The sequence below is a fragment of the Candidatus Thermoplasmatota archaeon genome (assembly GCA_035541015.1).
In the GTDB taxonomy this organism is placed as follows: domain Archaea; phylum Thermoplasmatota; class SW-10-69-26; order JACQPN01; family JAIVGT01; genus DATLFM01.
This window is the reverse complement of record DATLFM010000087.1, coordinates 1-13811: the sequence shown is the minus strand read 5'-3', so window position 1 is coordinate 13811 and position 13811 is coordinate 1. Positions and strand designations below refer to the sequence as shown.

13 protein-coding genes are annotated in these 13811 nt (G+C 70.1%); 10 read left to right on the top strand and 3 right to left on the bottom strand.

The window, feature by feature from the left end:
• The 6 genes from VM681_07785 to VM681_07760 form a co-directional block, all read left to right on the top strand.
• On the top strand, positions 1-206 hold a 206-nt coding region (locus VM681_07785; GenBank protein HVL87883.1), incomplete at its 5' end, for an RNA-processing protein.
• 64 nt (positions 207-270) lie between these two features.
• On the top strand, positions 271-1632 hold the full coding sequence (locus VM681_07780; protein ID HVL87882.1) for a hypothetical protein: 1362 nt from the start codon (positions 271-273) through the stop codon (positions 1630-1632).
• A 73-nt stretch (positions 1633-1705) separates the two neighbouring features.
• Positions 1706-3175: a helix-turn-helix domain-containing protein gene (locus tag VM681_07775; GenBank protein ID HVL87881.1), complete on the top strand. Its 1470-nt coding sequence runs from the start codon at positions 1706-1708 to the stop codon at positions 3173-3175.
• Between the two features lie 34 nt (positions 3176-3209).
• Positions 3210-3587 (top strand): hypothetical protein, encoded by a 378-nt coding sequence (locus tag VM681_07770; protein HVL87880.1) that lies wholly within the window; start codon positions 3210-3212, stop codon positions 3585-3587.
• 153 nt (positions 3588-3740) lie between these two features.
• Entirely contained in the window at positions 3741-4343 is a 603-nt protein-coding gene (locus tag VM681_07765) for a hypothetical protein (protein HVL87879.1), read from the top strand.
• Positions 4344-4393: 50 nt separating this feature from the next.
• Entirely contained in the window at positions 4394-6694 is a 2301-nt protein-coding gene (locus VM681_07760) for an aconitate hydratase (GenBank protein ID HVL87878.1), read from the top strand.
• 3 nt (positions 6695-6697) lie between these two features.
• Here the strand turns inward: VM681_07760 and VM681_07755 are convergent, their stop codons facing one another.
• Complete coding sequence (locus VM681_07755; GenBank protein ID HVL87877.1) at positions 6698-7456, bottom strand: carbon-nitrogen hydrolase family protein; 759 nt, start codon at positions 7454-7456, stop codon at positions 6698-6700.
• Positions 7457-7512: 56 nt separating this feature from the next.
• On the opposite strand from VM681_07755, the gene VM681_07750 reads away from it, so the two are divergent.
• A complete protein-coding gene (locus tag VM681_07750) occupies positions 7513-8451 on the top strand; it encodes a DMT family transporter (protein HVL87876.1) in 939 nt (312 codons plus the stop codon).
• Here VM681_07750 and VM681_07745 read toward each other — a convergent pair.
• Positions 8424-9251 (bottom strand): UbiA family prenyltransferase, encoded by an 828-nt coding sequence (locus VM681_07745; GenBank protein ID HVL87875.1) that lies wholly within the window; start codon positions 9249-9251, stop codon positions 8424-8426. The two genes, VM681_07750 and VM681_07745, sit on opposite strands and share 28 nt — an antisense overlap.
• A 55-nt stretch (positions 9252-9306) precedes the next feature.
• On the opposite strand from VM681_07745, the gene VM681_07740 reads away from it, so the two are divergent.
• Entirely contained in the window at positions 9307-10200 is an 894-nt protein-coding gene (locus VM681_07740; GenBank protein ID HVL87874.1) for an MBL fold metallo-hydrolase, read from the top strand.
• A gap of 3 nt (positions 10201-10203) precedes the next feature.
• Here VM681_07740 and VM681_07735 read toward each other — a convergent pair whose 3' ends face one another.
• Positions 10204-11217: an asparaginase gene (locus VM681_07735; protein HVL87873.1), complete on the bottom strand. Its 1014-nt coding sequence runs from the start codon at positions 11215-11217 to the stop codon at positions 10204-10206.
• Between the two features lie 93 nt (positions 11218-11310).
• On the opposite strand from VM681_07735, the gene VM681_07730 reads away from it, so the two are divergent.
• Positions 11311-13608 carry a putative monovalent cation/H+ antiporter subunit A gene (locus VM681_07730; GenBank protein HVL87872.1) on the top strand — a complete coding sequence of 766 codons (2298 nt, stop codon included), beginning with the start codon at positions 11311-11313 and terminating at the stop codon, positions 13606-13608.
• On the top strand, positions 13605-13811 hold a 207-nt coding region (locus VM681_07725; GenBank protein HVL87871.1), incomplete at its 3' end, for an MnhB domain-containing protein. The genes VM681_07730 and VM681_07725, both read left to right, overlap by 4 nt.

The following is a 13811-nucleotide window of genomic DNA, read 5'->3' as shown; positions in this document are numbered from 1 at the left end:
CGCGGCGGACGATCGAGACGTCCACGGGCTCGGATCTTTCCATCGACGGGGACACGGTCGCGATCCTGGGCGAGGCGCCGGAGGTGGCGCTTGCCAAGGAGGCGGTCGAGATGATCCTCACGGGCGCGCCGCACTCGGCCGTGTACAGCTTCCTTGAGCGCAAGCGCAAGGACCTGCGCCTGCGCGACCTTGGCATGGATCTGTAGCCCTAAAGGAACCGGGGAGCAAAGCTAGGATTCCAGGCGGCTGCACGCGGTCGAGGAATCGACCATGCGATGCGACGGGTTCTCTTGCGGGCAGCGGCCGCTTCGTGTTGCCCTCGTCGTCGTGCTCGTCTCGTCCGCCGTGCCCCTGCTGGGCCCGGCGGCCGAAGCGACGGCGACGGCGACGCTTTTTTACGAGGGCTTCGAAAGCGGGCGATTGGAGGGCGACCGTTGGGGCCGGAACGAATGGTCTACGACCGTTGGCCTCGCCTGCCCGCCCAACGGAACGCACGAAGGGGGGGATCCGAGGCCCGTGGCGGGACTCTACGCCCTCTACAACCGCTACCAGTCGCATCATGAACTGTGGGGGCGGTTGGCCACCCAGCCGATCGGGGTCCCTCCGGACGCCGGCTCCCGCGTGACCTTGCAATTCTGGGTCGCCGCCTGCAGCGACGTGTTCGCCGAGCTCAACGTCCGGGCCGTGGATGAGCGCGGCCGGGAAACCGATCTGTGGCAGGCGCGCGTCCTAGGCTGGACGCGCGTGGACCTCAGTTTCGACGTGGTCCCGGGAGAAAACTTCCGGCTCGACTGGTGGACGAAGACCGGCTTGGCCCTGGACGAAATCCGCGTGACCGTGCCGATTCCTTCGGGAGGGCCAAGGTCGCCGTCGGCGGCCTGGGGGTCCAACGACGACCAGATCACCGTCCGCTGGCTGCCCCCCGAAAAGCTGGCGGGCGTGACCGGTTACAAGATCTACCGCTCGGATCGAGCCGCGAGCGGGTTCTCGCACATCGGCTCGACCACGGGTCTCGAATTCGTGGACGGCGGCCATGCCGAGGGAGCCGTCTTCTACTATCGCGTGAGCGCCGTGGAGGGCGTCGCCGAGGGGCCGTCCAGCGCCATCGTACGAGGCGAGATCCCAAGCCCGGCGCGGGTGGAACGAACGCTTGCAAACGTCTCGCTGGCGGTTCCCACGCCGAGGGTGCCGACCGCCGCGCTTGAACTCGAGGGCAAGCCGGCCCCGGACAATCCGAGCTTCTACGTCGTCACCGGGCGCGCCGGCGACACCCAGCTCCCTTCGATCCGCGTCTTTACCGCGGGGGCCGTTACCGCGCGGATCCACGAACGGATCGATCACGTGCCAAGCCAATACCTTGAGGTCAACGTGAGCACGGCCTATCGCTACGCGCCCTCGGAAGTGGTTCCTGGCCCCGTGTGCATCGACGACAAATGCGTTGGAATTCTGCCCTTCAACCCGGCGAATCCCGGATTCGTCACCGGCGCGTCCAAGGGCTCCAACGTGACGATCTCCCTTGCGGTGCGAGCCTTCGTGGTGGACCATCGCGACCGCCCGGCGATCGTCGACCAACGCAATCTGACGTTGACGATCCCCCTGGCCGGCCAGATCCTTGGGGCAACGGCGTCCTAGGAGCAATGGTCCCCGACCGACGGAAACCGATCGGGGACAACCTTTATCATACGGTAATCCAACGAAGGCGGCCATGGGGAGAGCCGCGCAGCGTGGTGCACGTCGCCCGCTCGCGATTGCGCTCGCGCTGCTGCTGTTGTACGGCTCCCCGGCTGCGGCTCAACCGCTTGCGACCGTCGAGTGCACGTTGGCCGATGGCGCGTCGTGCGCCGCGACGGCGGCGGGGCACGACGCACGCCAGGGGGTTGCCGCGCCGCCGACGCCACCGGTTCCAGACGGCGACGTGAAAACGCCCGGCTTGGACGTGCTGCTGGAGCTTGAGATCGACCTTCGCCCATACGTGCGAAAGACGTGGGAGCTCGCGACGGCGGCGTCCGGCGATGCCGCAAAAGCCCTGACGTCGTGCTCGGCTCCCGAGACGGTTTTGGACGCCTTCGTCGAGGTGCCGGACTCGCCGTTCTGCAATGCGGCCGAAGATACCGAGGGCATCGAATACGCGAATCGTCGCGCGTGCGGCCAAAAGCAAGGATCCGGTCTTGGCGCCAGCTTGGCCGCCGCCGGCCGGTGCGCGGCCAAGCGGCTGGCCAAGCCGCTCGAATCCGTGTCCGAAGGCTCTCTGGGCGCCGGCGTGCGCGAGCGGTTGGAACTTGCGCCCCAGAACGTCCGGCTGCCCCGCGCGGCCATTCCGTCTGCATCCTTCTCGACGGGCCCCGTCGTCGTGGGCGCCTACGACGCTGCCCGCAACGCGCTGTTCGAGCCGCGCACGCTGCGCGGCGAAGTATCGATGCCGTCGATGCAACCGTCTGAGTCCGTCGTCGGATCGACCGGAACGGACCCCGCAGCCGCCGTCTTCGCCTGGATGCCGGCGCACGAGCCGTCGCCGGTCCAACCGCGGGCCATCGGAGCGGACGACCCCGAAGCGAAGGTCGCCGGCGCGGCGGACGCGTCGCAGATCGGCCCGTCGTCGCAAAGCGAGCCTTCCGCGCGACTGGCCGAAGCCCCGCGCGCCCCTCCGCGCCTGGATCCTCCGCTGCTGCTTGCCTTCACCACGGTCGCCGGACTGCTGGCGCTTGCGGCGTCTCTCTTCAGCCGGATCGGCCGGGAACGCGTTCTGGATCACGCGCTGCGCGCGCGCCTGTGCGAACGGCTGCGCGATCGGGGCGCGGCGACGGCCAGCGCGCTTGCGCGCGATCTGGGCGTCGATCGCACCACCGCCGAATACCACCTGCAACGTCTCCTCGCCGCGGGGATCGTCCGCGCGCCCGTCGTGGGGTCCCGCCGTGTGTGGGCCCTCGCCGGACAGCCGGACGCGCCGCTCCACCGCGCCGTCTCGCCGACGGGAGCGCGGATCCACGCCGAGATCGCCTCGCGCCCGGGAGAAACGCGCGCGCAGATCGCCCGGAACCTGCAGCTCTCCAGCGCCCTCGTGCGTCACCACCTGACGCGTTTGCTTGCGGCCCAGGAGATCGAGGAGCGGTCCGACGGGGTTCGCCGCGTTTTCGTTCCGGCGCCGTCGTCTGAACCAAGCGGGGACAAAGCTTAGCGCCCTGCCGGGAGCCTCTGCGGCCGAGGATCGCATGACCGCCCGATGCCTGGCCCTGATCGCCCTTGTCGTGTTGACCGCCGCCACGGTGATGGCTTCCCCCGCGAGGGGGGACCACAACCAAGGATGCAGAACCGTGCCGGGCGTGTACTACGTCTGCTCGGAATGGTTCGTCGATCTCCCCGCCGGCTTCGCCTGCTGGTTTGCGCAGCCCGAAACGGGCGACCCGCACGTCGACCACACCGTGCGCTGGCTGCTGGACTCGTTCCTGGTTCGGTCGGAGGAGCCGCCGCCGCCGCGCGATCCCGGCTGCTACGTCGGCGCGTTTGGCTACTACGTTGGCGGGGAAGCGTTCTCGCCGGGGCACGAGAAGGGTCCGTCGATCGGCTACCGGCTTCCCGGGCTCAAGTGACCGCCGCGGCTTGACGGTCACGTCGAGGGCAGGCGTCGCGACCTGCCCTCGTGGGCCCTTGCCTCGTAGGCCCTTGGCGCGGGCTGTAGGAACGCAGGCGACCGGCTGCCTGGTCGGTCGCGGCGCCCTCGAGGCTTTCTAGGAGGCGTCCGCATGGCACCATCGCGTTGCGCCCGAAGGCTTGGGTTTGCTTGCCTTGTCGCCCTCCTGGCTCTGCCAGCCGCCGCGGTCCCGGTCGAAGCGTCGGGTCCGCAGGTTCGCCTCGTGAGCGGAACCGTGTCCGGCTCCTGCACCGCAAACGTCTCCTCGGAGACGCAGCAGAGCGGATGGGAGATCAACGTCATGGTCTTCCGAGCGTACAGCCACCGTGTCCGGTCCTCGACGACCACGCAGCTTGAATGCTCCGGGAGCTCCACGGCGACGTTCGAATGCTCAGGCGGCCTTGGATCCCGAACGTGCACGGGACACCTCCAAGGCCAAAACGGCTGGCAAACTCGGAGTTGCAGCTACATCGGCCCGACGGGGGCCTGCAGGGTGACCGTGCCGCGGACGTGGCAGCATTCCCGCATGATCAACGGCGAGGTGCTTCTCGATGCAAGCGGCCGCCTGCCGTTCTACGTCGACGCGTACGGCAAGGACGAAGGCGCGCCCGTGGGCCTTGGGTCGGGCCAGTGGCTGGGCCGAGTCGAAGGGGGCGTGGCGGTGACCTTCCGCCAGCACGCGATCGACACGGCGCTGCGGCTCGTTCCCCGGTAGGTGAGGGCGCGACCCAACGTTTTTACGCCCCCCACGGCTCTCGGGAGTCGATGTCCAAACCTCCCGGGAGCCCCTCCCTTTCCCCTCCGCCCATCGAGTCCACGCCCGAGTTCGTCGCGGCGGCGTACCGGAGGCTGGAGGAGCGCCTGGCCGTGGCGCGCCAGGGCCTCAACTGCCCTCTCACGCTGGCGGACAAGCTGCTTTTCGGGCACATGGCCGACCCGGCGGTCGCCTCGCTTGACCGGGGCAAGGCGTACCTGCAATTGCGGCCGGACCGCGTGGCCATGCAGGACGCGACGGCGCAGATGGCCATCCTCCAGTTCATGAGCGCCGGACTCGACGCGGTCCGCGTTCCCACCACGGTGCACTGCGACCACCTCATCCTCGCACTTGCAGGCGCGAAGCCAGACCTTGCCCGCGCGCTCGACCAGAACCAGGAGGTGTTCCAGTTCCTGCAGAGCGCCGCACACCGATATGGCATGGGGTTCTGGCGGCCCGGCGCCGGCATCATCCACCAGGTCGTGCTCGAGCAGTACGCCTTCCCCGGCGGCATGATGATCGGCACGGACTCCCACACCCCAAACGCGGGCGGGCTTGGGATGTTCGCCGCCGGCGTGGGCGGCGCCGATGCCGTGGACGTGATGGCGGGCTTCCCGTGGGAGGTTCTCCATCCGAAGACGATCGGCGTGAAGCTCACGGGCAAGCTCTCCGGCTGGACGGCCCCCAAGGACGTGATCCTCAAGCTCGCGGGCATCCTGACGGTGGAAGGCGGCACGAACGCCGTCGTCGAGTACTTCGGCCCGGGCGCGCGCGCCCTCTCCTGCACGGGCAAGGCCACCATCACGAACATGGGCGCCGAGGTGGGCGCCACGACGTCCGTCTTCCCGTACGACGAGCGCATGGCGGTGTACCTTCGCGCCACGGGCCGCGGCGCGCTCGCCGAGCTTGCCGACCGGCACAAGCATCTCCTCGTGGCCGACTCCGAGGTCGAGGCGAACCCGGAGCGGTTCTTCGACCGCGTCGTCGAGATCGACCTCTCGACCTTGGAGCCCCACCTCGTGGGCCCGCACACGCCCGACCTTGCCCGGCCCGTCTCGGCGATGAAGGAGGCCGTGGCCAAGGAAGGCTACCCGCAAAAAGTCGCCGTCGCGCTCGTGGGAAGCTGCACGAACTCGAGCTACGAGGACATGGAGCGCGCGGCCACGGTGGCGCGCCAGGCCCACGCGCACGGTCACAGGGCGCCCACGCCCATCCTCGTGACGCCCGGCAGCGAGCAGATCAACCTCACGATCCAGCGCGACGGGCAGATGGCGGCGCTCTCGGCCATCGGCGCAACCGTGCTCGCCAACGCCTGCGGACCCTGCATCGGGCAGTGGAGCCGCCCCGAACTCAAGCCCGGCGAGACGAATGTCATCGTCACCTCCTACAACCGCAACTTCCCCAAGCGCAACGACGGCAACGCGAACACGCTTGCCTTCGTCGGTTCGCCGGAGATGGTCGTCGCCTACGGCCTCGCGGGGCGGCTGGACTTCGACCCCTCGCGCGACGAGCTTGTGGCGCCCGACGGCAAGCGCTGGCGCCTCGAGCCGCCGCCGCCGGCGCCCGAGGTGCCTGCCTCCGGCTTCGAGCGCGACAACCTCGGCTACGCGCCGCCGCCCTCCGATCGGCGCGCGGTGCAGGTCGTCTTCCGCCCGGGAAGCGAGCGCCTCTCGCCGCTTGAGCCGTTTGCGCCGTGGGACGGCCGGGACTTGGAGCGGCTCCCGCTGCTCCTCAAGGTGCGCGGCAAGTGCACGACCGACCACATCAGCCCGGCCGGGCCCTGGCTTCGATTCCGCGGTCACCTCGACAAGATCAGCGACAACATGTTCCTTGGCGCGGTGAACGCCTTCACGGGCGAGACCGGCAAGGCCCTCAGCCTGATCACGGGCGGGCGCGACTCGGTGCCCGCCGTGGCGCGCGACTATCGCAAGCAGGCGCTCCGCTGGGTCGTCGTGGGCGACGAGAACTACGGCGAGGGCTCCTCGCGCGAGCACGCGGCCATGAGCCCACGCTTCCTCGGCTGCGCGGCCGTGATCGCGCGAAGCTTCGCCCGCATCCACGAGACGAACCTCAAGAAGCAGGGCGTCCTGCCGCTCACGTTTGCCAGCCGCGACGACTACCTTGCCGTCGACGAGCGGGACCACGTTTCGATCCGCGGGCTCTCGTCGCTTGCGCCCGGCCGGCCCGTCCAGGTGACGCTCCACCACGCGGACGGGGCCGAGCGCACGTTCGAGGCGCGCCACACGTTGAACGCGGACCAGATCGAGTGGTTCAAGGCCGGAAGCGCGTTGAACGTTCTCAAGCGGCGGTGAGATTCACCCGGGAACTCCGGCCCGAGCCTTGCGCAGGTTCTGCACGACCTCGGGATCCATCTCCGCGAGGAACACGCCTTCCTGGTCGCCGGCGTCGACGAGCACCTTGCCGTGCGGATCCACGACGCGCGAGCGCCCGCAGAACCGCCGGCCGCCCTCGGCTTCCCCACCGCCCACGCGGTTGGCAGCCAGCAGATAGCACCCGGTTTCGCGTGCGCGGTCGACGGTCACGCGCTCCCAAAGCTCGGCGGTGAAGAACGCGGACGGCGCGACGAGGTACCGGGCGCCAAGCGGCGGGTAGGCGGCCGCCTGCTCGGGGTACTCGAGATCGTGGCAGACAAGCGGCCCCATGGTGCCCAGGCGGCAGTTCCACTGGGCGATCCGCGAGCCTGGCGCAAGATGCGCCTTCTCGGCGTCCCACAGGTGCACCTTCCGGTACGTCGCCGCCACGCCGACGCCCGAGACGAGGAACGCCGTATCGTAGAAGCGTCCGTCCTCGCCGCGCTCCAGCATGGCGCCTGCGATCCACACGTCGCGCTTGGCCGCAAGCGCGGCAAGATCGCCAAGCGTGGCGCTTCGCATGGTCTCGGCAAGTTCCTTCGCGCGATGCGGCAGGTAGCCCGTGTTGAACATCTCGGGCAGCACGATGAGTCGCGCGCCTTGCGAGGCGGCCTGCCGGACGAGGGTCATGGCCTTGGCCGCGTTTGCCGCACGATCGCCCGAAACGCAGTCCATCTGCACGACGGCGGCCTTGAAGCGCATCGTCGTCGCCAACGCCGCCGCAATCCTTAAGGTTGCCCGACGGGTCGTCGGCGCCGATGGCCGTTCCCGTGGGCGCGCTGCTCCTGCTCACCGTCGTCATCTGGGGCCTCGCATACACGGCCATCGACCAGGCGCTCCTGCAGGTCTCGCCGGGCGAGCTCACTTTCCTGCGCCACGTGATCGCGACCGCCTCGCTCCTGCCCGTCCTTGCTGCCGTCGGAGCGCTCCGATGGCCCGCGCGAACCGACGCGCCAAGGTTCTTCCTCCTCGGCGTGGCCTCGACCGTCGCCTACCCGCTCGCTCTCTATTCCGGCCAGGTCGTCGTGCCGCCGGGCACCGCCGCCTTGCTCGTCGCAAGCATGCCCGTGTGGACGCTGCTTCTGGCAAGCGCGCTCCTCGGGGAGGCGCTCACGCGCCTCAAGGTGCTAGGCGTCCTCACGGCCATGGCCGGCGTCACGGTCATCGTGGGCTTTGGCACGCCCGGCCAGGAGCTCACGCTCGTCGCCGTCGAGCACGCGGCCCTCATCCTCGTTGCGCCCGCGAGCTGGGCCGTGTTCACCGTCGCGGGCAAGCCTCTGACCGCCCGATACTCGGGCGTCGAGATCGCCACGTGGTCCACGGTCGCCGGCACCGCGATCCTCGTCGCCGGGCTTCCCGCCTACGCGCCAAACCTCGCCGCGGCTACGCTTTCGGTCTCGCCGTCGGGATGGGCGTGGATCCTCTTCCTTGGCGTCTTCTCGAGCGCCCTCACCACGATCCTGTGGTTCCACGCGCTCTCACGAGCGGACGCCTCGCAGGTGGCCGTGTTCGTCTACCTCATGCCCGTCGTGGCCATCCTGTGGGCCGCAGCGCTCCTTGGCGCACCGGTCACGCCGCTTCTTGCAGCCGGCGGCGCGCTCGTGCTGGGCGGCATTGCCATCACGAACTACGGCAAGGCCGCGACCGCGCGCGCCCGAGGCGCCGTCGCCTACGCCACGAACAAGGTGACGAGGTAGACGTAGCCTCCGGCCACGAGCACGACGATGCCGCGCTCGACGGGCATGCGGGCGCTTTGGGCAAGGAGCGCCGCCGCCCCCGCCACGCCAACGAGCGAGACAAGCGACGCCACGCCGGTCAACGCAAGCGCCGTCGCCACCGCCAACCCCGCGACGCAGAGCGCGTGGCCCAGACGCCGGGCGCGCGCGCGGCCCAGGGCGACCTGCGCCGTGCGCTTGCCCATGGCCGCGTCGCTTGCAAGGTCGATCTCGTCGGAGACGATCTTCCCCCCCACGAGGTACGTCGCGAGCACGAGGGCGAAGAGGGCGAGCCGCGGATCGGGCGAGGGCGTGGCCCACAGGGCACCCCCGAGGAAGGCGGCCACGACGCCAACCGGGTACGCGAGGCTCACCGTCACCGGGTTCCGGTCGAGGAGCGGAGCGTACGCCACGGCGATGGCGGCGCCGGAGAGGGCCACGAGGACGAAGGCGAGGCCCGCGTGCGCGACGCTTGCCAGAAGCGTTGCGAAGGCGACAAGCGAAACCGCCGTGGCGGCAAGGAGCTCGCGGCCGGCGAGGAGCCCGCCTGAATCCTCGAAGATTCCGAGGTACACGAGCTTGGGTTCGTGGCGCAACTCGTAGTCGACGTAGCTGTCGAGAAGGTGTCCGGCGTACAGCCCGAGGAACACGAGGGCAAGGAACGGGAACGCGAGCGCGAGTTCGCCGTGCGCCACCCGCACACCAAGCAGCGCGGCCAGGAGAGCGGCCCCCATGGGCAGGGGGCGGATCTCGTACACGAGGCCACGCAGGAGACGGAGCAACAAGGCGGCAGGGCGCTCGCGCCACTTTTATGCTTGCGTCGCCATGGGCAAGGCGATGGCCGATCCGCGTCGTCGCCATCCGGAAAACGCGCCGGGACCGTGGTTCGTGGACTCCACCTGCATCGACTGCGACCTTGTCCGCAACCTCGCGCCGCGTCTGTTCGCGGAGTCGCTGCGCGACGGTCTCTCCTACGTTGCCCGCCAACCGGCGGACCCGGAGGAGGCGCTGCTGGCCGCGCGCGGGGCGCTTGCGTGCCCGACGGGAAGCGTGGGCGGGCCGCTCACGCGCGATGTCGTGGAGCGTGCGTACCCGTGGCCGATCGACGGCGGGTCCGGGGTTTCCCGGCTGGGCTACGCAAGCCCGGACAGCTTTGGAGCCATGAGCTACCTCGTCGAGCGCCCGCAGGGCAACCTCATGGTCGATTCGCCCCGCTGGGCCGCTCCGGTCGAGCGCGCGCTTGCCGCGCGCGGCGGGCTCTCGAAGATCCTTCTCACGCATCGCGACGACGTGGCCGACGCCGGCCGGTACGCGAGGCGCTTTGCGGCGGAAGTCTGGATCCACGAGGACGACGCCGACGCCGCGCCCGGGGGCGTGCCCCTCCGCACGTTCCGGGACGAAGCGGAGGTCCAACGCGGGGTCCTCGCGATCCCCACGCCCGGCCACACGAAAGGACACTCGATGTACCTCGTGGACGACGCGTCGCTCTTCACGGGCGACTCCCTGTTCGGAAGCCGGATCCGGCGCGACCTTGGCGCCTGGAAGTCGGTCGCATGGTGGTCGTGGGAACGGCAGATCGAGTCGCTCGCGCGGCTGGCGAGGGAGCACCGTTTCGAATGGGTGCTTCCCGCGCACGGGGGCGCGATGCGCGACACGACCGAGGGGATGCATGCGCGCCTTCTGGCGCTCGTCGAGCGCATGCGCGCCGGCACGGAGCCTGGCGGCTGGTGAGCGTCAGACGCGCCGCATCGCAAGCTCGACGTCGAGGCGCCCCACGACGTTCCCCGCGTAGTTGCGCAGCGCCGAGTCGGCATGACGCTCCAGCGGCTTGGGATCGGCGGGCGCGAAGCCCAGCGCTTCGAGCACGGCCAAGGCCACGGGAGGGCGCGCGCGCGTGGCGCCGTCGTCCACCTTCAGCGCAATCCCCACGCGCGGGGTAGCGATTCCGAGCACGCCTTCCGCGCCCACCTTGGAGACGACGGCGCCCCCAAAGGCGCGGGCAAGGTCGGTGTCGAAGGCGTCCGTCCCCGCGATCATCTCGGGATGGGCAAGCATGGCGCCGCGCACGCGCGCGAGGTCGCCCTGCCGCGCGGCGCCCAGCCTCGCGAACAGGCGCCCGATCGTGGCAAGCGGGAGCGCAAAGTTGGGCGCGCTGCATCCGTCGGTGGCCGTCCGGATCGCGTCCTTGGGCACGCCCGCCTCGCGCGCGACCGCCTCCACGACGCAAGCTTGCGTGGCCGACGAAGGATCGAGGTACGATTCGGGCGGTTCGCCGAGCGTTCGCGCCACGGCGAGCATGCCCGCGTGCTTGCCGGAGCAGTTGTGGTGGAGCGAACCGTAGTCGGCTCCGACGACGCGCGCGGCGGATCGGGTGAGCGGCGCGTGGCGCCCGCACCCAAGCGCGGCTTCGTCCAAATCCAGCCGTGCAAGCCACGCGCGCACGGTCTCCACGTGCGCGGGCTCGCCGCCGTGGCTTCCGCACGCGATCGCAAGCTCGCGGTCGGAGGAGCCGGAGCGCTCAAGAGCGCCCGTCGAGAGAAGCGGGAGCGCCTGGAAGGGCTTCGCGCACGACCGCGTGAACGTCACGCGCCGCGGATCGCCCGCGAAGGCTTGCAGGCGGCCTTCCGAGTCGACGGCGGCCACGTGGACCCGGTGCGCGCTCTCGACGACCTCGCCTCGGAACACTCGGACGATGGCCGGCGCCGACGTCGCGAAGTCCCCCGCGCCTTCTGGTAGGGGCGACCGCACGCCGAAACGAAGCCGTCCCGGCTATTTTAGGCATTGGGCCCGCGGACGCCAATGGCAAACGCTATACCCGCCTCCCGGAGTTCGCTTCCCGCCATGGGGCTGGAACTTTCCATCGGCGTCCTCGCGTGCTTTGCGGCCGGGGCGCTCGCCGTGTTCCTGCCGCGTCTGCTGGGCCGCGCCGCCGCCTGGGTTGCAGCGCTGCTTCCCGCCTTCCTGTTCGTCGACTACCTCCTCGTTCTGGAGCCGCTTGTCGCAGGCGCAAGCGTTGTCCAGACGATCCCCTTCCTCCCGCAGTTGGACGTCGCCTTCTCGTTCCGGCTGGACGGCTTGTCGCTCCTGTTCGCGCTTCTCATCACGGGCGTGGGCGTCCTCGTCCTCCTCTACGCAGGCGCGTACATGGACGGCGACCCGCGAACCGGCCGCTTGCTGGGCCTGCTCCTGCTCTTCATGGGTTCGATGCTCGGACTCGTTCTCTCGGACAACGCCGTGGGACTGTTCGTGTTCTGGGAGCTCACGAGCCTCACGTCCTTCCTTCTCATCGGATTCCACCAGGAGAACCAGCACGCGCGCACCATGGCTCTCCAAGCCCTCTTCGTCACGGCCGGGGGCGGGCTTGCCCTCCTCGCCGGTCTTGTCCTTCTCACCGTCGTCGTCGGCTCGGGCGAGCTCTCCGTCATGGCCGCCTCCGGGGAGGCGATCCGCGCGCACGCGTGGTATCTGCCGGCGCTTGCGCTCGTCCTTGCGGGCGCCTTCACAAAGTCGGCGCAGTTCCCGTTCCACTTCTGGCTTCCCGGCGCCATGACGGCCCCGACGCCCGTCAGCGCCTACCTGCATTCGGCCACGATGGTGAAGGCCGGCGTGTACCTCCTGGCCCGCCTGCACCCGGGCCTTGGCGGCACGCCCGCCTGGGAGATCACGGTCACGGCCGTTGGCGCGGTCACCATGCTCGTCGGCGCGTACCTGGCGCTGCGGGAGACCGATCTTAAGCTCGTGCTCGCCTACTCGACCGTGAGCGCGCTTGGCACGCTCACGCTCTTGCTTGGCGTCGGCACGGACGCGGCCGTTCTGGCCGCCATGGTGTTCCTCCTCGCGCACGCGCTGTACAAGGGAAGCCTCTTCCTCGTCGCCGGCGCCGTGGACCACGCGACGGGAACGCGCAACATCGACGACCTTTCGGGACTGCGCCGCGCCATGCCGTTCACGGCGGCCGCCGCGCTGCTTGCCTCGCTCTCCCTGGCCGGCCTTGCCCCCTTCTTCAGCTTCATCGGCAAGGAGCTCCTGATCGAAGCCCTCGTGGAGGCCGCGCCGCTTGCGGCGCTTGCGCTCGCGCTTGTTGCAAGCGCCTTCCTCGTGGCCGTGGCCGGCATCGTGGGCGTGCGTCCGTTCCTCGGGCCGACGCGCCCGACTCCTCGTGAACCGCACGAGGTTTCGCTCGCCATGTGGGGCGGCCCGCTTCTCCTTGCCGTGGCCGGGCTCCTCCTCGGCGCGCTGCCCCACCTCGTCGAGAAGCCCCTCACGGCGGCCACGGCCTCCGCCGCCTTGGGTCCGGTAAGCTCCGCGCACCTCTTGCTGTGGCACGGGTTCACGCCCGCGCTTGCGTTGAGCCTCGCGGCGCTTGCCGGCGGCTTCGTGCTGTTCAAGGGATGGGTAAGCCTGCACGGCGTCCACACGCGACTGGAGCGCGTCTTGCGGTACGGACCCTCCCGCGCGTACGCGCGGGGCATGGACGCCCTTCCCGTGCTCGCCTCGCGGCTCACGCTCATCGTCCACCACGGCCGCCTGCGCGGCTACGTCGGCGTGGCGCTTGCCGTGGCCGCGCTCCTGGCCGCCTTGGCGCTCTCGGCCGCAGGCGTCCCGCGCTTTGGCCTCTCCTCGGACATCCGCGTGCACGAGGTCGTGATCGCCTTCGTCATGCTCTCGGCGGCCGCCGTGACGTGCCTGTCGTCCTCGCGCCTTACGGCCGTCGTGGCGTTGGGTGTGGTGGGATACGGAACGGCCGTCGTGTTCCTGTTCTTTGGCGCGCCGGATCTGGCCATGACGCAGATCCTCTTCGAGACGCTTACGGTCGTGCTCTTCGTCCTCATCCTGCGCCGGCTTCCGCGCTTCACCCAGCGCTCGTCGCGGCCGACCCTGCGGCGGGACGGGGCGATTGCGCTCTCGATCGGGGTCGTCGTGGGCGCGCTCGTTCTGGCCGCCCTTGCGGCCCCCGCGCCGGAGAAGATCTCCGGCTACTTCGGAGAGACGAGCGTCCCCGAGGGGCACGGCCGAAACGTGGTGAACGTGATCCTCGTCGACTTCCGCGCGCTCGACACGCTTGGCGAGATCACCGTGCTTGCCGTGGCCGCCGTCGGCGTGCTCGCGCTCCTTGGCACGCGGAGGCCGCCGTCATGACGACCGTCATCGCGCGCACGGCCACGAGCTTCCTCTTCTCCCTGCTCGTCCTCTTCGCGCTCTTACTGCTGCTGCGGGGGCACCACGAGCCGGGCGGCGGGTTCGTGGGGGGTCTCGTGGCGGGCGGCGCCATCGCGTTGTACGCGTTCACGCACTCCATCGAGGATGCGCGGCGGCTCTTTGCCGCGGACCCGCGTCACGTG

Coding starts and splice junctions, on each gene's coding strand:
- VM681_07775 (HVL87881.1), top strand. CDS start 1,706: ATGGGGAGAGCCGCGCAGCGTGGTGCACGTCGCCCGCTCGCGATTGCG.
- VM681_07760 (HVL87878.1), top strand. CDS start 4,394: ATGTCCAAACCTCCCGGGAGCCCCTCCCTTTCCCCTCCGCCCATCGAG.
- VM681_07755 (HVL87877.1), bottom strand. CDS start 7,456: ATGCGCTTCAAGGCCGCCGTCGTGCAGATGGACTGCGTTTCGGGCGAT.
- VM681_07780 (HVL87882.1), top strand. CDS start 271: ATGCGATGCGACGGGTTCTCTTGCGGGCAGCGGCCGCTTCGTGTTGCC.
- VM681_07740 (HVL87874.1), top strand. CDS start 9,307: ATGGCCGATCCGCGTCGTCGCCATCCGGAAAACGCGCCGGGACCGTGG.
- VM681_07730 (HVL87872.1), top strand. CDS start 11,311: ATGGGGCTGGAACTTTCCATCGGCGTCCTCGCGTGCTTTGCGGCCGGG.
- VM681_07750 (HVL87876.1), top strand. CDS start 7,513: ATGGCCGTTCCCGTGGGCGCGCTGCTCCTGCTCACCGTCGTCATCTGG.
- VM681_07770 (HVL87880.1), top strand. CDS start 3,210: ATGACCGCCCGATGCCTGGCCCTGATCGCCCTTGTCGTGTTGACCGCC.
- VM681_07765 (HVL87879.1), top strand. CDS start 3,741: ATGGCACCATCGCGTTGCGCCCGAAGGCTTGGGTTTGCTTGCCTTGTC.